Genomic DNA, 18605 nt, shown 5'->3' on the forward strand with positions numbered 1-18605 from the left:
CGGCCCCGCCCCCGGCTCATCCCGCTCCCGCGAAGTGCTCCCGCACCAGTACCCGCACCACGTCCAGATCCCGCGCGATCAGCGCGTCCAGCAGCGCCCCGTGCTCCGCCGCGTCCGCCACCAGTTCGGCCCGCCCCCGCGTCACGGACCCCGCCGCCCCCGCCGGCGGCCACTGCGCGCGCCGGTGCAGGTCCTCGGCGATCTGCACCAGCTGCCCGTTGCCCGTGAGCGACAGCACCGCCCGGTGGAAGGCGCGGTCGGCCTCGGCGTAGGAGGCCCGGCACCCGGACGACGCGGCCCGCACCGTCGCCTCGGCCAGCGGACGCAGCTCGGCCCACCGCTCGGCGGGCACCGTGCGCGCCAGCCGCAGCATCACCGGCACCTCGATCAGCGCCCGCACCTCGGCCAGCTCCGCCAGCTCCCGCGCGCCCCGCTCGACCACCCGGAACCCGCGGTTCGGCACGACCTCGACGGCGCCCTCCAGCGCCAGCTGCTGCATCGCCTCCCGCACCGGCGTGGCCGACACCCCGAACCGCTCCGCGAGCACCGGCGCCGAGTACACCTCGCCGGGCCGCAGTTCCCCGGTCACCAGCGCGGTCCGCAGGGCGTCCAGGACCTGCCCCCGCACGGAGGACCGCCGGACGGCCGGCCGGTCCCGCGGAACGCCCCGCCCGTCGTGCGGGTGCTCCCCGCGCACCGCCCCGGCCGCGCCGCCCCCGGCCCGGTCCGCGTCCGCGGCCCCCGGCTGCGCCGGCACCCGCACGGCTCCGGGGCCCGTCCGCACGTCCGGCTGCCCGCCGGCCCCGGCAAAGCCCGGTGCGCCCTGCTCCACGGGGTCCTCCTCCGGACGTGTCCCAGACGTGTCGGCGTTCGCGGTCGTCACGGCGAGCGGTTGCTCACCCGTCGAGCACCATAAGCGCACAAGCCGCCGGTTCAAACACCGACAATCTTGGGTAAGGTAAGGCTTACCTTTAGTTGGCCCGCACACCAGTCCTGGATCGGTGGTCCCGGTATGCCCGTCCCGCCCGCCCCTCGTTCGGCCGTCGCGGAGGCCTACGCGCGCCTGACCGGCGTCTTCCCCGGTCTGGCCGTCACGGAGGCGGCCGCCGGCGAGGAGCTGCCGCGGGGCGGCGGCTGGGTCACCGCCGCCGCCCTGGCGGCCGGCGGCCCCGCCCTCGACTCCTTCCTGGCCTGGGACGAGGCCCAGGTGCTGCGGGACTACGGGCAGAAGGCCCGCCCGGACGTGGTCGCGAGCTTCGGCCTGCACCGGTACGCCTGGCCGGCCTGCCTACTGATCACCGTCCCGTGGTTCCTGCACCGCCGCGTGCCCCGCTACCCCGTGACGCACGTCTCGTACGACCGCACGGCCCCCGGCCTGTCCATGGGCCGCCTCGCCGTCCGCCCGGACGGCTTCGCCTGCCTGCCCGGCGACCCGGCCGCCGCCCTGCCCGGCGCCCGGGTGGTCGCCGACGAGGAGGCCCTGCGCGCACAGGTGCGGGCCGCCGTCGCCGAGCACCTGGAACCCGTCCTCGCCGGCTTCGGCCCGCGCATGCGGCGCCGCGGGCGCGCGCTGTGGGGCATGGCGACCGACGAGGTCGTGGAGGGCCTCTGGTACGTCGCCCACCTGCTCGGCGAGGAGGAGCGGGCGCGGCGCGAGCTGGAGCTGCTGCTGCCGGGGGCGACCCGGCCGTACGTCGGCGCGGCGGCGTTCCGGGAGCTGACCGGGCCCGACGGCGAGCCGCTGCGCACCCGGGACCGGGCGAGCTGCTGCATGTTCTACACCCTGCGCCCCGAGGACACCTGCGTCACCTGCCCGCGCACCTGCGACGCGGACCGCGTCACCAAGCTGCTCGCCACCGCGAGTTGAGCCGCCCCCGGTCCGCATCGTGGAGCGTTCTCCCGCCCTTTCGGCGCCCCGCCGTGCCCAACGCCCCCGCCGTCCCGTAAGATCACCCGCGAATACGGCACCCACACGGTTACAGGCGATTCACAACTTCCTCACCCGTCGTAGGAAGTTTCCATGGAACCGCCCGTACGGGTAGTCTTATTCGAACTCAACTCCCGCTCCTCAAGCGGCAGTTCGAGCAGAAAGCCGCCTTGGGCATCCCCTTGCACCTCCTCGGCGGCCTCTTGCCCCGAAACCCCCTGAGGACCAGCGGGTTTGGGCCACTATGGCGGGCGTTACGCCCTATCCCAATGCAAGGGACCCCAGATGAGACTGACCGACATATCGCTGAACTGGCTGCTTCCGGGCGCCGTACTGCTCCTGGGCATGCTGGTGGCGGTGGCGGTGCTCGCGCGCGGCAAGCGCTCCGCGGGGAAGGACACGAGCGCCGACGACTCGTGGGAGCGCAGCGAGGAGCGCCGCAGGCGCAAGGAGGCCATCTACGGCGCCGTCTCCTACGGCCTGTTGTTCTGCTGTGCCGCGGTGGCCGCCGCGCTCTCCTTCCACGGCCTGGTCGGCTTCGGCGAGCAGAACCTCGGCCTCTCCGGCGGCTGGCAGTACCTGGTGCCGTTCGGGCTGGACGGCGCCGCGATGTTCTGCTCCGTGCTGGCGGTGCGCGAGGCGAGCCACGGTGACGCGGCGCTCGGCTCCCGGATACTCGTGTGGACCTTCGCGTTCGCCGCGGCCTGGTTCAACTGGGTGCACGCGCCCAGGGGCGCGGGCCACGCGGGAGCCCCGCACTTCTTCGCCGGCATGTCCCTGTCCGCGGCGGTGCTGTTCGACCGCGCGCTGAAGCAGACCCGCCGGGCCGCCCTGCGGGAGCAGGGCCTGGTGCCCAGGCCGCTGCCGCAGATCCGGGTCGTCCGCTGGCTGCGGGCGCCCCGGGAGACGTACCGGGCCTGGTCGCTGATGCTCCTGGAGGGCGTGCGCAGCCTCGACGAGGCCGTCGAGGAGGTGCGCGAGGACAAGCGCCAGAAGGAGGAGGAGCGACGCCGCCGGCGCGAGCAGGAGCGCGTGGAGCGGGCCCAGCTGAAGGCGATCAGCCGGGGGCACCGGATCGTCGGGCGCAACGGCGCGCGGCAGGTGGAGGTCCAGGCCGTCGAGCGGGGCTCCGCCCCGGCGCCCGCGGAGCCTGCCATATCCGCGCCGGAGCAGCTTCCCGCCCGCGCGCCGCGGGCCTCCTTGCAGCCCGTGCGCGGTGGCTCCGACCCGGTCACCGTCGACCTCACCGCGGAGGACGACACACAGGCCCTGCCGCGCCTGGACTCCCTGGAGCGTAAGCTCAAGGACCTGGAGCAGCAGTTCGGCTGACGCCGGCGGCTCCACCGGTTCTCTCGGCGAGGGGGGGGGGGCCCGGGGGGGCCCGCCCCCCCCCCCGCGCCCGGGGGGCCCCCCCCGGCGGGGGGGGGGGGGGGGGCGCGCGGGGGGCGGCGGGGGGGGGACCCCCCCCCCCCCCCCCCCCCCCCCCCCCCCCCCCCCCGGGGGCGCGCGGGGGGGGCGGCCCGCCCCGCCCCCCCCCCGGCGGCCGGGGGGGGGGGGGCGGCGGGGGGGCCCCCCCCCCCCCCCCCCCCGTCGCCGTCGTCGCGCCGCGCGTTGCCGTGCGGCCGGTTCACGCGGCTTCCGCGTCGAGTTCGAACCACACCGCCTTGCCCACCCCGTGCGCCCGCACTCCCCACGCGTCCGCGAGCGACTCCACCAGCAGCAGGCCCCGGCCGTGCGTGCTGTCGTCGGCGTTCGGTACCCGCGGCCGGGGGCGGCGGGCCACGAAGTCCCGCACCTCCACCCGCAGTGCGCGGGGGCCGACGGTGGCCGTGAGAACGGCGTCGTCGTCGGTGTGGACGAGCGCGTTGGTGACGAGTTCGCTGGTGAGCAGTTCCGCCACCTGCGAGCGTTCGGGTCTCCCCCAGTGTCTGAGCAGTTCGCGCAGTGCTCGGCGGGCCTCGGGCACCGCTCTGAGGTCGGCCCGCCCGAGTCTGCACCGCAGCTGGGGCGCCTGTGTCATGACGCCGTCGGCCTTCTCCTCCACCGTGTCGTTCGCCGAGGATGCCCCGACCGCCGTGGGACCGCCTCCTCGTGCCTGCCTCTTCATGTCCCCCGCCCGCGTGCCGATGTCGGTTCCCCTCCGTGCTCGAACACGTTCACGGGGATGCTTGCCCGTTCGGGCAGGAGGCAGTCATGCCGCGTCGCCGACGACCGGGTGTTCGGCCACGGGGTTTCCGGGTGGAGGACCCGGTCGCCGGGCGGGAGGGACACGGTACGGCGTCGGGGGCGGTCCGGTCCGCGGCATTCGCATATCCGGGCCGTATCGCGGAGACCGCGCGGGGCGGAAACCGGTCGGCGGGGCGCGGGAGACCCGGCGGCCGGTCGCGGGGTCTCCCGCGCCGCCGCCTCCCCACGGCCGGGGAAACTGGCCGGAATCCGTCGGTCCCCACGTCGGCGCGAAGCGGTGCCGGCCCGCCGGCGGGCGTGCGGGGACGGCCGGCCGGCGGGCGTCACGCCTCCCAGACCGCGGCGGCCGTACGGTCGTCCGCGTACCCCTCGACCCTGGTCTGGCTGTCGGCGAGGAACGCCGCGAGGCCGGGCGGGGTGCGGCCGGCCCACCGTCCCGCGAGGTGCCCGCCCAGCTCCGGTCCGCCGCGCAGCGGGTCGGCGAGGCCCGCGGTGCACATCAGCAGGACGTCCCCGGGGCGGGCGACGGAGGCGCGGAAACGGAAGGGTTCGCGGGGCGGTTCCGGATCGCCGTAGGGGCTCGGCGGTGTGGTGATGCCCAGGTCCAGGGTGAGCCGGTCGCCCTCGGGCGTCTCGGCGGGGGCCGGGCCGGATCCGGCGGCGGGCTCGCCGGCGGCGGCGATTCGGGGCTCGATGTCCTGCCACCGCTCGTCCCTGAGCCGGAACAGCCCGCCCCCGCCGACGCCGAAGAACACGCGGGTCCGGCACGCGGGGTCGGCGGGCAGCAGCAGGCAGCGCAGGGTGGCCTGGTACGCGTCCGGGGACAGGCCCCGTTCGGCGGCGGCGGCGCGGAGCCTGCCGAGGCTGCGGTCGGTGAGGCGGTGCAGGCCGGACTTCAGGTCGCCGCGCCGGGCGGCGCGGATGTCCTCGACGAGCCGGGCGTGGCTGCGGCCCACGGCCCGGCCGATCCAGCGGCAGGCCTCGGCGGCGGCCCGGTGCGCCTGCGGCGCGGCACGGGCGCCGGTCGCCATCGCCACCAGGACCAGCGCCCGGTCCCCCGCGCCGAAGCGGGCGGTGAGCAGCGCGTCGCGGCGCGGTTCGCCCCGGTGCCGCGCGAGCTCCCCCCGCACGGACACGGCCCGCAGCGTGCAGCTGCCGTACCGGGCCCCGTCCAGCACGGTGTCCGCCGCGAGGCCGTCCAGCGCGTCGGGATCGGCGGCCGGCAGCGCGGTGGGCTCGGCGTCGTGGGCGGGCGGCCCGGACCCGGCGTGGTCGCGGGACGGGGGCAGGGTGCGGGGGCGGGAGGTCCGGGGAGCGGGCGGGGGGCCGGCGCGTCCGGCCGGGGCGGGTGCGGTCCAGGGGGCGCCGGGGGGAGGGGCGGATCCGGCGCGCGGCGCGGGAACACCGCCGCCCGCCGGGCGCTCCCACCGGCCGGCGGCTCCCGGGGGCGGGCCGGACCGGGGTTCCCGCGCCCCCGGCCCCGCCTCCGGACCCTCCCGTGACTCCCCCGGGCCGACCGTCCCGGCCGCCGAGGCGTACCGGTCGTCCACGGAATCGGCCGTGGCCGTGGGGCCCGTGTCCCCGGTGGAGTCGTCGTACAACTGCCCCCACCAGTCGTCCTCGTGACCGGTGGGCCTTCCCCCCTGCTGGCTCATGCCCCTGATTGTCCACCGCACGGGCCGCCTGGGAACGGGGCGTCGGGAAAATCGGTCGGGCCGCGCCGGGCGGCCGCGCGGCGGGGGCCGCCGGACGGCCCCGCCCCCGCGGGGGGGAACCGTCCGGTGACGTCCGGGCCTCCCGGACCGGATGCGCCGCGCTTTCCCGCCGCCCGCCCTGTGGTCCGCCGTCCCCGAAGGGGCGGGCCGAGGGGTGCGGGAGGCGCCTGCCGGTGCGGTCCGCCGCCGCCCTCCTCGGCCGGTCACGGTCAGGGCCGGGCGGACGGGGCCGGGAGCTCGGCGAGTTCGGCCAGGATCCGGGCCGCCGGCGCCGGGTCGACCAGCCACTTCAGGTGGCTGCCCGCGAGGGTGCGGACGTCGTACGGGTTGTCCGGCGTCAGCTCGTCGCCCTCGCGGATCAGCCGGTCCTGCAGGGCGAGCGGCATGCTCGCGTCGTCGGCCAGGCGGACGAAGGTCCTCGGGACGCGGCCCCAGGTCGCGGCCTGCGCCCGGTCGGCGGAGGTGCCGGCGTCCAGGTTCTCGTCGGGCTGGAAGGTGCTCAGGAAGGCCAGGAACTCCTCGTCGGTGCCGTCGGCGAGGAGGGCCGCCTTGAACGCCGCGAGGGCGTCCGGGTCCGCGGTGCGGAAGTTGACGCGGAGCAGGCCGAGTTCGGCGGGGTCGCCGGCCGCCGCCAGGCCCAGGGAGGCGGCGTCGACCGTGGCCATCTCCGGCTCGGCGTAGTAGTCGTTGACGTCGAGCTCGACCGGGCACCAGGCCGCGACGTAGACGAGGCGGTCGATCAGGTCCGGCCGCGCGTTGGCCGCGGCCGTGACCGTGACGCCGCCGCGGCTGTGGGCGACGAGGATCACGGGGCCGTTGCGCTTGGCCCGCTCCAGGATCCCGATCAGGTGCGCGGCGTTGTCGGCGAGCGTGACGCCCTTGAGCGAGCCGGGTGCGGTGGCGAGCCCTTCGAGGTCCTGCGGCGCCTGGTAGGCGCGGGTGTAGGTCGCCCCGAATCCGTGGCCGGGCAGGTCGACGGCGACCGAGCGGTGACCGAGGAGGCCGAGCTCCGCCTGGAGCGGCGCCAGGGAGAAGGAGTTCGCGAAGGCTCCGTGCACCAGGACGAACGTCGGTTGCATCTGTCTTCTCGCTTTCCGGTGCCCGCGGCGTCGGCGGCCCGCGCGTCGCCCGTCCCCTCGTCACGGGTCGCCCCGCGGCCGGGAGCCGGGCCTTCGTCCTGCGGCGCGCCGCCCCGCCACGGGGACGTCTTCGTACGGGGTGGGGGCCACGCGGTCGAGCGCGGAGCCCGGGGGCGACATACGTGCGGTGGTGCGGTCCGGCGGCTCACCCTATCCAGCGGAAGATCATCCGCACTACCCGTAGGGAACCTTCCGCTTGTGTGCGTCGCCCCGACCGCGGGCGGGGCGGACGGGCTGCCCGGCACCGCTGCCGGGCGGCCCGGCGCCGGCGGGCGGCGACGGTGGTCCGGCGGGCGGCCCGGCCGTCACGGCTCCGGCTGCCCCGCGGCGCACAGGTGCCGCAGGGCGTACGAGCGCCAGGGGCGCCAGGTGTCGGGGACGTCGGTGCCGGGCGGCGCCACGTCGGGGTCGCCGAGCGCGCGGGTACGGACGACGGCGGCCGTGCGGGGGCGCAGCCCGGGCAGGGCGAGCAGCGCCCGCTGCGCGTCGTCCCGGTCGGCGCCCGCGTCCAGGCGTACGACGCCGTCGGCGAGGGCGGCGGCGAGCGCGCCCAGGGTGCCGCCGGGCTCGGCCTCGGCGAGGACGGCCGGTTCGGGGAAGACGTGGGTGAGGCCGCCGCAGGGCGCGTCCAGCACCTTGCCGTAGCGCCGGACCAGCCGCCCGGCCTCCGCGGGCCCCACCAGGGCCCGCACGGCCAGTTCCTCCGGGTCGGCGGCGCCCGGGGAGCGCAGGCCGGGCCGGGCGGCGACCAGCGGGGCGAGCCGCGGGTCGGCGCCGAGCCGCTCGTCGACGGCGTACGGGTCGGCGTCGAGGTCGAACAGGCGGCGCAGCCGCTGGACCGCGGTGGTCAGGTCGCGGAGGTCGGTGAGGTGCAGCCGGGCCTCCAGCCAGCCGCCCGTGCCCGGCCGCGCACGGCCCGGCCGCTCGTCGACGGCGGCGATGCCGGTGCCGTACGGCAGGCGCAGGGTGCGCCGGTAGGTGCGCCGGCCCGGCACGCCGAGGACCTCCTCGATGCCCGCGACGGCCTCCCGTTGCAGCAGGTCGAAGACGGGTCCGGCCTGATAGGGGCCGCGGTGGGCGAGCCGCAGCGGAAGGCCGGCGGTGGCGGGGTCCGTCGTACGGCGGTTTCCCGGGGCGGCGGCGCGCAGCCCGCTCGGGGTCGTCGCGTACACGGCGCGGACGGTGTCGTTGAACTGCCGCACGCTGGCGAACCCGGAGGCGAAGGCGATCTCGGTGACCGGCAGGCCGGTGGTCTGCAGCAGCACGCGCGCGGTGTGGGCGCGCTGGGCGCGGGCGAGGGCCACCGGGCCGGCGCCGAGTTCGGCGGTGAGCAGCCGCTGCACCTGCCGGGCGCTGTAGCCGAGCCGCGCGGCGAGCCCCGGGACGCCTTCCCGGTCGACGACGCCGTCGCCGATCAGCCGCATGGCCCGGCCCACGACGTCGGCGCGGGCGTTCCACTCCGCGGACCCCGGCACGGCGTCCGGACGGCACCGCCGGCAGGCCCGGAACCCCGAGCCCTGCGCGGCGGCGGCCGTCGCGAAGAACCGCACGTTGCGCCGCTTCGGCGTGACCGCCGGGCAGCTGGGCCGGCAGTAGATGCCGGTCGTCTCGACGGCGAAGAAGAACACGCCGTCGAACCGGGCGTCCCGGCTGCGCACGGCCTCGTACCTGGTGTCCTCGTCCATCACGCCTCCAGTCTCCGCCGGACCCTCGGCCCGGTCCGGCGGAAACCGGACATGACGCTGCCCCTACCGCCGGCGGCCCCGCTTGGCCTCCATCGCCGCCCTGCCCTCGGCGCCGCGCCGCTTCCACTCCTTGCGGATCTCGGCCCGGAGCCTGGCGTCGGTCTTGGCGACGATCCGCTGGTTCTCCCGCATCAGCTTGCGGTAGCTGTCCAGCCGGCGCTCCGGCAGTTCGCCGGCGTCGATGGCGGCCCGCACCGCGCACCCCGGCTCGCTCTCGTGCGCGCAGTCGTGGAAGCGGCACCGCCCGGCCAGTTCTTCGATCTCGGAGAACACCTGCCCGACCCCGCTGCCGGCGTCCCACAGTCCGACGCCCCGCAGTCCGGGGGTGTCGATGAGGACTCCCCCGCCGGGCAGCGGGAGCAGGTTGCGGGTGGTCGTGGTGTGGCGGCCCTTGCCGTCGACGTCCCGGGTGGCCCGGACGTCCATCACCTCCTCGCCGAGCAGCGCGTTGGCGAGGGTGGACTTGCCCGCGCCGGACTGCCCGAGCAGCACCGCCGTGCCGCCGGCGACGACGGCGGCGAGGACGTCGAGCCCCTCGCCGTCCACGGCGCTGACGGCGAGCACCGGCACGCCCGGCGCGGCCGTCTCCACGTCCTGCACGAGGTACGCCAGCGTGGCCGCGTCCGGCACGAGGTCGGCCTTGGTGAGCACCACCGCCGGCTGCGCCCCGGACTCCCAGGCGAGGGCGAGGAACCGTTCGACGCGGGCGAGGTCGAGTTCGACGGCCAGGGACACGGCGATGATCGCGTGGTCGACGTTGGCGGCGAGGATCTGCCCCTCGGACCGCTTGGAGGAGGTGGAGCGCACGAAGGCGGTGCGGCGCGGCAGATACGCGCGGACGTAGCGCGGGTTCCCGTCCGGTTCGACGGCGACCCAGTCGCCGGTGCACACGACCCGCACGGGGTCGTGCGGGGTGACGAACGCGGTGTCGGCGCGCACGGTCCCGTCGGCGGTGACCACGTCGCACTGCCCGCGGTCGACCCGGACCACCCGGCCCGGCACCAGACCCTGCGCGGCGTACGGAGAGAACTCGGCCTCCCACCCCTCGTCCCAGCCGAAGCGGGCAAGCGGGTGCGACGGAGCCGAAGGAGAAGAGAGATTCAAGGGAAACCCTTCGAAGGGCAGCCCCCGGCGCCACGCATCGCAGGCGCGGAAGGAGGAAGGCGTCAGCCGGAGGCCACGGAGGTGAACGGAACGAGCGACTGGATGCGGGCAGGGCCCACCGCAGAGACAGCCATCGGTCACACCTCCCGGAAATCCCGACTCGAACGAACAGCACTCACGGAGCGCTTCGCCAACACGGCACAGCCTAGAGCCGCCGACGATCGCGCGCCATCGGGTTTTCCGGCCCCCTTCCGCTCGTGGATCGCAGCTCGGCGGAGCGAGCTGTCCCACCGGCACAAGGCCTACGCCCGACGCAGTCCGCCTGCACCGTCGCCAGGATCACGGCCCGGGCCCGACCGGCACCGGACGCAAACGCCGGACCATGCGCTGGAAGACCGCACTCCAAGTCTTCGGCAGCGCCTTCGGCGGCCGGCTCACCGCCGGACGCCGCTGAACGAGACCGACCGGGCAACCCGAAGTCCTCAGTAGGTACCCGGCTTACGTAGGGATCGCTGATGCGCGGGCCTGTGGCCACGTGGGAACTTCGAGTCGACGGCGGCCAGTGGGCGCCGCGACCGACACGGACACCGGAGTTTCCCATGACGGACCACGGCATCACCTACACCGGCCTCGACGCTCTGCTCACCCCCGAGAACTCGGTTCTGCTGCTGATCGACCACCAGGGTGCCCAGTTCGCGGGAATGGGCAGCACGGACACCAACCTGGTGGTCAACAACGTGACGGCCCTGGCGAAGGGCGCCAAGCTGTTCGACGTCCCGACCGTCCTGACCACCGTGGTGGAGGACCGGGGCGGTCGGATCATCCGCCAGCTGCAGGAAGTCTTCCCCGAGCAGACCCCGATCGACCGCACCGCGATCAACACCTGGGAGGACCAGCGCGTCGTGGACGCCGTGGCCGCGACCGGGCGCAGGGACCTCGTCATAGCGGGCCTGTGGACGGACATCTGCCTGGCCTGGCCTGCCGTTCACGCCCTCGCCGACGGCTACCGGGTCTTCGCGGTGACGGACGCCTCGGGTGCCACCACCACCGAGGCCCACGAGCGCGGCGTCCAGCGCATGATCCAGGCCGGTGTCATCCCCACCTGCGCCGGCACCGTCATTTCGGAGTGGCAGCGGGACTGGGCCCGGGAGGAGACGGTTCCCGGCATCACCGACATCATGCTGCAGCACGGCGGCAGCTTCGGTACGAGCCTCGCCTGGGAACTGCAGCTTCTCGGGCTCGACAAGGGATGACGTCCCTCGTGTCTTCGGACCCCGGCCGGACCCCGGCACTTTTCAGCCCGGCCGCGGCCCGAAGGCCCGGGTTCCGGTCCTCGCCCCGCGGCTGATCGGAACGGGCCGGAGGGCAGGACCGACCCGTCCGCGTGGGCGGACGGTCCCGACGGCGATCGGACACTCCGTTCCGCCCGGCGGTCGCCGTTGCCGCAACGCCTTGCGTACTGCACCGGGCGGAACGGCGCGGCCACCGCGGTCCGCGCGTCCTTTCCTGCCCCGATCCGGCCCCGCCGGGAAGCCGGGTCCTGTTCCCAGCGTCCACCCCGTACAACAGGAGTGACCATTACCACCACCGGCCGCATCGGACCACCGCCCCCCTTCGATCCCGAACTAGCCGATGTGCTCGGCATGTTGTCCGAACTCATCCCGACGGCCGTCCTGCCCGGCATGATCCCGGGCATACGCCGGACCATGCGCGCCACGCGCCCCTCCGACGAGGAACTGCGCCGGGGCGGGTCCCTCGTGGTCGAGGAGTTCCGGGTACCGGGCCCGGCCGGCGCGCCGGCGGTCCCCTTGCTGGTCTGCCGCCCGGCCGAAGTCTCGGGACCCCTGCCCGCGGTCTATTTCACCCACGGCGGCGGGATGGTCTTCGGAGACAACCGAAGTCTCCTCGCGGAGATGCTGGACTGGGTGCAGGAACTGCACCTCGTACTCGTCTCGGTCGGGTACCGGCTGGCCCCCGAGCATCCGTACCCCGCCGCTCTGGAGGACATCCACGCGGGCCTGCGGTGGACCGCGGCCCACACCGGCGAACTCGGCATCGACCCCGGCCGCATCGTCGTCGCGGGAGCCAGCGCGGGTGGCGGCCTCACCGCCGCGCTCACGCTGCTCATGCGGGACCGGGGCGAACCGGCGCCGGCGGGGCAGATACTCGTCTGCCCCATGCTGGACGACCGCGACACCACGGTCTCCGGCCATCAGATGGCCGGGCTCGGAGTGTGGGACCGGACGTCGAACAACACCGGTTGGAGCGCGCTGCTGGGAGACCTGCGAGGCGGGCCCGACGTCTCCCCCTATGCCGCACCGGCGCGTGCGGCGGACCTGTCCGGGCTGCCTCCGCTCCTTGTCGACGTGGGCTCCGCCGAAACGTTCCGGGACGAGGTCGTCGCCTATGCGACGCGCGTCTGGCAGGCCGGTGGAGAGGCCGAGATGCACGTCTGGCCCGGTGGTTTCCACGGATTCGACGCCCTCGTGCCCGACGCGACCCTGTCCAGGGACGCGAGGGCGGCGCGGGTGCGCTGGCTTCGCCGGACCCTGCACCTGTAACGGCCGGCCAGGCCCCCACGCCCGCTGTCGTCCCACGCCGCCGGCCCCCGCACGGCCACCTCGTCCGCTGAACCCGCACCACGGAGGAGACTCATCATGCGAGCCCTTGCCGCCACCGCCTACGGACCGCTGGAGGAACTGGAGTTCATCGACCTGCCCAGACCCGTACCCGGGCCGGACCATGTGCTCGTCCGGACGGAGGCGACCGCCCTCAACGCCATCGACAAGGCCCTGATCACCGGAACGATGCGGCACGTGCTGCCGGTGCGGCACCCGTTCGTGCCCGGTGTCGACGTCAGCGGGGTGATCGAGGCCGTCGGCGCCGACGTCACCCGCTTCACCGTCGGCGAGGCGATCGTGGCCTGGAACGGCGTCCCCTCGGGAGCACTGGCCGAGTACGTACTGGTGAAGGCCAGCGCCGCGGCCGCCGTACGGCCCGCCGGACTGACCGCGGCGCAGGGAGCCGCGCTCCCGACCGCTGCACTGACCGCAGCGGCGCTGCTCGACATCTCGGGAACGAGCCCGGGCGACACCGTGCTCGTGGTGGGCGCAGGTGGTGGCGTGGGCTCCTACCTCGTGCAGCTCGCCGGCCAGGCGGGCCTCGTCGTGCTCGCGACCGGCCGCACCGGCGACCAGGAGTTCCTGGACGGTCTGGGAGCGCTGCACACCATCGACTACCAGCACGTGGACATCACCGAGGAGGCTCTCCGGCTCGTACCGGGCGGAGTCGACGTCGTGTTCGACCTCGCGAACACCGGCCCCGCCCTGGCGCTGACCGCCGGCGCGGCCCGCGGCGGCGGCCGCCTCGTCTCGCCCCTGGGCGGACCGGCGTCCTTCGAGCGCGGCGTCACCGCCGTGTACGGAGGAACCACCACCCCGGACGGGCGGCTTGCGGCCCTTGCCGCGCAGGCGGCCACGGGCGGACTGCGCATTGCGATCGGAGCCGAGTACGCGTTCGCCGAAGCGCGGCGCGCGCTCGTCGACTTCGCCCACCAGCACATCCGCGGAAAGGTGACCATCACGTTCTGAGCCGGCACGCCGCGAGCAAGCTGTGCCCGGCGGCGTCCGGTCTGCCCCGGAACAGCGACCGTCACCGGCGTGCCGCTCGTAACCGGATCTCCGTCCGGCGTTTCGTTGACGCGCCGAACGGCCATGCCATACGCTCCCGGCCAGGGGGTACAACCGCTGCTCAGAGACTGTGCCGCGTGGCTTCGACGGTCGTCCCGGGCAGGTTCGACGCCCCCGCTCCCGGCGCCGCCCACCGAGGTGTCACGGCGGCGGAGGCCCTATGCCGGCAAACCGCTTCGTTCCCCGGCGTCCAGTGCTCCTCGGCCGCCGTCACGAGTCGGACGTGCTCGATCAGTTCCTCCACCGGACACAGGCAGGACGGGGTGGCGCCCTCGTCATCCGCGGGGAAGCGGGTATCGGCAAGACCGCCCTGCTGGAGTACATGAGGACGGCGCCCGGGGTACGCACCTTGAGAGTGTCCGGAGCCGAGTTCGAGAGCGAGCTCGCGTTCGCGGCGCTGCACCAACTCTGCGGGTCGATGCTGAGTGTTCTGCAGCGCCTGCCGGGCCCGCAACGCGGCGCGCTGGAGGCGGCTTTCGGGCTGAGCAGCGGTACGCCCGACCGTTTTCACCTCGGCCTGGCAGTACTCAACCTCTTGTCGGAGGCGGCGGGCAAACAGCCCCTGCTCTGCCTGGTCGACGACGCCCAGTGGCTCGACCGGGCCTCGGCGCAGGCCCTCTCCTTCGTCGCACGGAGGCTTCACGACGAGCCGGTGGCGGTCGTCTTCGCGGTGCGGGCGCCCTCGGGCGGTGCGGAACTGACGGACCTTCCCGAGCTGCGCCTCGAAGGTCTGGCCGACGCCGATGCCCGCGGACTGCTCGCCTCCCAGTTCCGGGCGCCGATGGACCGTCAGGTACGTGAACGGATCATCGCCGAGGCGCGGGGCAACCCACTCGCCCTGCTGGAGCTGCCGCGGACGGCCGAACTGGCGGGTGGCTTCGCCGTTCCCGAGGCGGTGCCCGCACCGGGAAGTGTCGAGGCCAGCTTCCGCAGCCGCTGGGAAGGACTGCCCGCGGACACCCGGCTCCTGCTGCTGACGGCGGCGGCGGAGCCGATCGGGGAGCCATCACTCCTGCGGCGGGCGGCGGAACTTCTCGGCGTCGATCCGGCGGCCGTGACACCGGCCGAGGACGCCGGGCTGCTGACCGTCAGCGCCTGGGTCCGGTTCCGGCACCCGCTGGTGCGTTCCGCCGTCTACCGCGCCGCCTCCCCGGAAGACCGCCGCGCGGCGCACCGGGCGCTCGCCGAGGTGACGGACGCCGACGCCCAACCCGACCGGAGGGCCTGGCACCGTTCCATGGCGGCCGCCGGCCCCGACGAGGGCGTCGCCGCAGCACTCGAACACTCCGCCGGACGCGCACGGGCACGCGGTGGCATCGCGGCGGCCGCCGCTTTTCTCGAACGAGCGGCGACCCTCACCCCGGATCCCGGCCGCCGTGCCGTACGCGCGCTGGCCGCGGCCCGGGCCAAGCGCGACACAGGCGCTGCGGAAGCGGCTCTGACGCTGGTGGCGATGTCGGAGACGAACCTGGGACCGGACGACGAGCCCCGACGGGCGGAGGCGGCCGCCCTGCGCGCCCGGGTCTCCTTCGACAGGAAGCGCGACGACGAAGCGGTGGTCGGACTCCTGCGGGCCGCGAAGCTGACCACGCGCTGCGATGCCGCCGGTGCCCGGGAGCTGCTGCTCGACGCCTTTGCGGCGGCCGTGTTCGTCGGCCGGTTCGCCAAGGGGCCGCGCCTGCTCGAGGTGGCGGACGCGGCACATGCCATGTCGCCCGTCGAAGACCCCCCGCGCCCGCTGGACATACTTCTCAAAGGGCTGGCCGCTCAGGTGAGGGAGGGGTACACCGCGGCCGTCCCGCAGCTGCGCCGCGCCGTCGACCTCCACCGTCGTGCCGACGACGGCAGCGAGTACGGCCTCGGCGAGGTGTGGATGGCCTGCAACGCCGCGATGGACCTGTGGGACGACGCCGCCTGGAGAGCTCTGGCCGACCGCCAGATCTCCCTGTGCCGGCAGCACGGCGCCCTGGCGTCTCTTCCTGTACTCCTGAGTTTCCGCGCCCTCGCTCACATCCACGCAGGGGAGTTCGGCGACGCGGCGGCACTCGTCGACGAGACCCACTCGATCGCGGTCGACGCCGGCGCCCCGCCCGTGGTGTACGTCGATGTCTCCCTCGCCGCATGGCGGGGGGACGAGGCCGCGACGGCCGCACTGGCCGACGTCGCGATGCGCGCCGCCCACGAGCGAGGAGAAGGCAGACTCGCCAATGTCACCGAGTACGCCCGCGCCGTGCTGCACAACGGTCTCGGCCGGTACGAGGAGGCTCTGCAGGCGGCCCGCCCCGCGTGCGATCTCGACGAACCGGGCTTCCACTCCTGGATCCCGGTGGAATTCGTGGAGGCGGCGGCGCGAGCCGGACGGCGGGATCTCGCCCTCCCGGTGATGAAGCGCCTCTCCGAACGCGCCAGGGCCAGCCGCACCCCCTGGGCGACGGGGGCCGAGCTGAGGTCCCGGGCGCTCCTCACGGACGGCCCGGCGGCCGACGAGCTCTACCAGGAGGCGATCGTTCAGCTCGGTCGCAGCGAAGGCACCGTCCATCTCGCGCGCGCCCGGCTCCTGCACGGTGAGTGGCTGCGGCGTGAGGGACGCCTCTCCGAGGCCCGCACCCAACTGCGTGCCGCGTACGAGCAGCTCTCGTCGATCGGAGCGGAAGCGTTCGCCGCACGCGCCGCCCGTGAACTGGCGGCCGGTGGCGGGCAGGTGCGGAAGCCGAGGGCTGAGGCACAGCACCGGCTCACGCCGCAGGAGTTCCAGATCGCGCGGCTCGTCGCCACGGGCGCTACCTCCAAGGAGGTGGCCACGCAGTTGTTCCTGAGCCCACGCACGGTCGACACCCATCTGCGCAATATCTTCAAAAAGCTCGACATCACCTCGCGCCGTCAACTGCGCGGCCTTCCCCTGGTGGTGACGCAGACCGCGTGAGCTGCCGGTGCCGCCGCTGCCGGACGGGGGGCTCCGGGTGGCGGGCCCAGCCTCGGTCTTTCACGTGGCCGGGTGTCCGACGCGTGATCGAAAATACAAGGGTGGAGGAAAGGGTTCGTGCCTGCTTGCGCGCTCAGAGCGTCACTGCCTCGGGAAGGAACGGGCAGCGACGGGAGCGTGGTTTCACGCCACAGGCACACCGAGGAGGGCGACGCCGTCCGGCATCGCCCGCAAAGTCCTCCGATCAGAGGAAGCAGCAGTGCGGGGTGCTCATGAATGCCACGCCATGATTCTACGAGCTTCGACGAAGCCCTCTGTTCCCAGTGCTCACGCAGGAGTCGGGGGACACGACCTAGCCGCGGGCGGCGACCATGCGTTCAGCCGCCTCGTCCCGACGCCCGTCCCAGCCAGGAACGAACGCGGTGCGCGCCGGGGCGGCCGCTCCCAGCAGCGGGGCGTCGAGCGCTTGCGGGCCGGAGGGCACGCGGGAGGGGCTGCTGCGCTCGGTCGGGTTCGCGGGGGGCGAAGAATTCGACGCGGCCGGCGAGCAGCCGGGTTTCGGCGAGCGCGGTCGCGTCCGTCCGGTGTGAAGCCGTATGCCGGGGAGTTCGTGCCGCGCCGGAAGGCGGGGCGGCCGGCTGCGATGCCTCCGTTCCCGGGGGCGGAGGCCTCGCAGCCGGCGGCGGAGCCGACGCCGGACGGCGCGGAGCCGGTGTGGGGCCGCCGTCCGGACGGCGCGGAGCCGGTGCGCGGACGGCGGCGTGTCCCGCGCACCGGACCTCCGGTCACGCCTCGACGGGCTCGTCCGCCGGGAGGCTGTCCATGAAGGAGCTGACGGAGAAGACCGCGCGGCCGGCACCGGGCGGGCCGTAGCCGGGCGGGGAGGACAGGCCGAAGTCGTCCATGGTGGCGCGGTAGGCCTCCAGCAGGCGGATGTGGTACTCCAGCGGCGCGCCCTGCGGGTTGGCCTTGCCGAGGGGCGTCGTGGGCTCGGGGCACCAGGTGGTGAACCGGGGCGTGATGCCGTGCGACATGAAGAAGCGCAGGCCCTCGGTGGTGGAGGCGATCGCCTCGTCGACGCTGGTGAAGCCGAACGGCTCGGCCATCTCCACGCCCGCGACGAAGTTGGGGATGACGTTGCGCGGGCCGAAGACCTCCGCCGAGTCCAGGATCCGCTTGTGCCATTCGTCCCGGCCGACGTACCGCTCCTTGCCGGGGCAGTACAGCTCGAACAGGCGGCGGTCCCACACCTCGTAGTTGGGGTGGTAGATCTGCACGCCGTAGTCCTTGAACCGCTGCACGTCGGCCTTGGGCAGCGCCTGGGCGACGACCTTGCCGATCCAGCGGCCCGGGAAGCGCTCCTCGATGGCCTTGGCGTAGTGGCCGTAGAAGTCGGCCTCGTCGCGGCCCGCGACCGTCTTGGTGATGGCGCCGCCGGTCAGCGTGTACGCGGTGGACGCCTTCTGGGTGTCGTACCGGTCGATGATCTCCAGCGCCTCCAGGACCTCCTCGACGTCCTTCACCCCCGTGTACGGCCGTCCGGCCGCCTTGTGCTGGCGCCAGTTGTGGTTGATGTCGCAGTACTGGCACTCCTCCTTGGCGCCGAAGTACTGGCAGACCCGGAAGACGGTCAGGTAGATCAGGTAGCCCCACTGGATGGTCGGGGCCACCTCCATCACCGACTTCCCGTTGGACAGGGTGTGCCGGTAGTACTCGGGCATCGGCGGGACGCCGACGTCGGCGATGCGCCGCCCGTCGAGGTAGAGGCCGAGCACCCCGTCCTCGTTCGCGGCGACGCGGTACGGCGACGAGGGGTTCACCCGGACCGAGACCACGGTCCGGCGCAGGTCGTACGGGCCGCCGGTGAGGATGATCTCCTCCGGCGGGCGCCTGAGGGCCGCCTCGCCCAGCTCGGGCAGGGTGCCGTGGTCGAAGGAGAAGATGAAGTACGACTTCGGCTTGACCTCGCCGTTCTCGTTGTCGCTGAGGGCGGACGGGTCGAAGGCCACGCCTCCGCGGAGCAGGTCCTCCTTGAAGACGGCTTCCCGCGGCACGTGCGGGAAGCGCTCCATCAGATCCTCGACCAGCGCGGTACGGCTGCCCATCCCGTGTCTCCTCCCGGTTCGGACGTACGACTCCTCACGGTATGCCCCCGCCTGTACGTGAGCCGTACCGG

At 74.6% G+C, this 18605-nt stretch carries 13 protein-coding genes; 6 read left to right on the forward strand and 7 right to left on the reverse strand.

What is annotated here, in order from left to right; all coding sequences use genetic code 11:
• Positions 1–16 precede the first annotated feature (16 nt).
• Positions 17–832 carry a GntR family transcriptional regulator gene (locus ACIBAI_RS19055; protein WP_399035675.1) on the reverse strand — a complete coding sequence of 272 codons (816 nt, stop codon included), beginning with the start codon at positions 830–832 and terminating at the stop codon, positions 17–19.
• A 180-nt stretch (positions 833–1012) separates the two neighbouring features.
• On the opposite strand from ACIBAI_RS19055, the gene ACIBAI_RS19060 reads away from it, so the two are divergent.
• Positions 1013–1867, forward strand: coding sequence for a (2Fe-2S)-binding protein (locus tag ACIBAI_RS19060; protein WP_399035677.1), 855 nt, complete (start codon positions 1013–1015; stop codon positions 1865–1867).
• A gap of 345 nt (positions 1868–2212) precedes the next feature.
• Positions 2213–3256, forward strand: a complete 1044-nt coding sequence (locus tag ACIBAI_RS19065; protein WP_399035678.1) for a DUF2637 domain-containing protein — start codon at positions 2213–2215, stop codon at positions 3254–3256.
• 298 nt (positions 3257–3554) lie between these two features.
• Here the strand turns inward: ACIBAI_RS19065 and ACIBAI_RS19070 are convergent, their stop codons facing one another.
• From ACIBAI_RS19070 to rsgA, 5 genes are all read right to left on the reverse strand, one after another.
• A complete protein-coding gene (locus ACIBAI_RS19070) occupies positions 3555–3947 on the reverse strand; it encodes an ATP-binding protein (protein ID WP_399035679.1) in 393 nt (130 codons plus the stop codon).
• 490 nt (positions 3948–4437) lie between these two features.
• Positions 4438–5769, reverse strand: coding sequence for a protein phosphatase 2C domain-containing protein (locus ACIBAI_RS19075; RefSeq protein WP_399035681.1), 1332 nt, complete (start codon positions 5767–5769; stop codon positions 4438–4440).
• A 269-nt stretch (positions 5770–6038) separates the two neighbouring features.
• Positions 6039–6908, reverse strand: coding sequence for an alpha/beta fold hydrolase (locus ACIBAI_RS19080; RefSeq protein WP_399035683.1), 870 nt, complete (start codon positions 6906–6908; stop codon positions 6039–6041).
• 365 nt (positions 6909–7273) lie between these two features.
• Positions 7274–8653, reverse strand: coding sequence for a DNA-3-methyladenine glycosylase 2 family protein (locus tag ACIBAI_RS19085; protein WP_399035773.1), 1380 nt, complete (start codon positions 8651–8653; stop codon positions 7274–7276).
• Between the two features lie 63 nt (positions 8654–8716).
• Complete coding sequence (gene rsgA / locus ACIBAI_RS19090; protein WP_399035685.1) at positions 8717–9817, reverse strand: ribosome small subunit-dependent GTPase A; 1101 nt, start codon at positions 9815–9817, stop codon at positions 8717–8719.
• A gap of 599 nt (positions 9818–10416) precedes the next feature.
• On the opposite strand from rsgA, the gene ACIBAI_RS19095 reads away from it, so the two are divergent.
• The 4 genes from ACIBAI_RS19095 (at position 10417) to ACIBAI_RS19110 (ending at position 16429) form a co-directional block, all read left to right on the forward strand.
• On the forward strand, positions 10417–11070 hold the full coding sequence (locus ACIBAI_RS19095; RefSeq protein WP_344600178.1) for a hydrolase: 654 nt from the start codon (positions 10417–10419) through the stop codon (positions 11068–11070).
• Positions 11071–11460: 390 nt separating this feature from the next.
• The gene (locus tag ACIBAI_RS19100) at positions 11461–12378 is read left to right on the forward strand and encodes an alpha/beta hydrolase (RefSeq protein WP_399035687.1); all 918 of its coding nucleotides are present in this window, start codon (positions 11461–11463) and stop codon (positions 12376–12378) included.
• Between the two features lie 96 nt (positions 12379–12474).
• A complete protein-coding gene (locus tag ACIBAI_RS19105; protein WP_399035688.1) occupies positions 12475–13407 on the forward strand; it encodes an alcohol dehydrogenase catalytic domain-containing protein in 933 nt (310 codons plus the stop codon).
• A gap of 259 nt (positions 13408–13666) precedes the next feature.
• Positions 13667–16429 (forward strand): AAA family ATPase, encoded by a 2763-nt coding sequence (locus tag ACIBAI_RS19110; RefSeq protein ID WP_399035690.1) that lies wholly within the window; start codon positions 13667–13669, stop codon positions 16427–16429.
• Between the two features lie 785 nt (positions 16430–17214).
• On the opposite strand, the gene ACIBAI_RS19115 is transcribed toward ACIBAI_RS19110, so the two are convergent.
• A complete protein-coding gene (locus ACIBAI_RS19115) occupies positions 17215–18534 on the reverse strand; it encodes a radical SAM protein (protein WP_399035691.1) in 1320 nt (439 codons plus the stop codon).
• Between the last annotated feature and the right edge of the window lie 71 nt (positions 18535–18605).

Source organism: Streptomyces sp. NPDC051041, from assembly GCF_044456065.1.
Lineage (GTDB): Bacteria > Actinomycetota > Actinomycetes > Streptomycetales > Streptomycetaceae > Streptomyces > Streptomyces glaucus.

What these genes read in the sequence shown, in the direction of transcription:
- ACIBAI_RS19080 (WP_399035683.1), bottom strand. Translation starts at nt 6,908, where the DNA reads ATGCAACCGACGTTCGTCCTGGTGCACGGAGCCTTCGCGAACTCCTTC.
- ACIBAI_RS19085 (WP_399035773.1), bottom strand. Translation starts at nt 8,653, where the DNA reads ATGGACGAGGACACCAGGTACGAGGCCGTGCGCAGCCGGGACGCCCGG.
- ACIBAI_RS19060 (WP_399035677.1), top strand. Translation starts at nt 1,013, where the DNA reads ATGCCCGTCCCGCCCGCCCCTCGTTCGGCCGTCGCGGAGGCCTACGCG.
- ACIBAI_RS19110 (WP_399035690.1), top strand. Translation starts at nt 13,667, where the DNA reads ATGCCGGCAAACCGCTTCGTTCCCCGGCGTCCAGTGCTCCTCGGCCGC.
- ACIBAI_RS19115 (WP_399035691.1), bottom strand. Translation starts at nt 18,534, where the DNA reads ATGGGCAGCCGTACCGCGCTGGTCGAGGATCTGATGGAGCGCTTCCCG.
- ACIBAI_RS19095 (WP_344600178.1), top strand. Translation starts at nt 10,417, where the DNA reads ATGACGGACCACGGCATCACCTACACCGGCCTCGACGCTCTGCTCACC.
- ACIBAI_RS19065 (WP_399035678.1), top strand. Translation starts at nt 2,213, where the DNA reads ATGAGACTGACCGACATATCGCTGAACTGGCTGCTTCCGGGCGCCGTA.
- ACIBAI_RS19075 (WP_399035681.1), bottom strand. Translation starts at nt 5,769, where the DNA reads ATGAGCCAGCAGGGGGGAAGGCCCACCGGTCACGAGGACGACTGGTGG.
- ACIBAI_RS19070 (WP_399035679.1), bottom strand. Translation starts at nt 3,947, where the DNA reads ATGACACAGGCGCCCCAGCTGCGGTGCAGACTCGGGCGGGCCGACCTC.
- ACIBAI_RS19105 (WP_399035688.1), top strand. Translation starts at nt 12,475, where the DNA reads ATGCGAGCCCTTGCCGCCACCGCCTACGGACCGCTGGAGGAACTGGAG.
- ACIBAI_RS19100 (WP_399035687.1), top strand. Translation starts at nt 11,461, where the DNA reads ATGTTGTCCGAACTCATCCCGACGGCCGTCCTGCCCGGCATGATCCCG.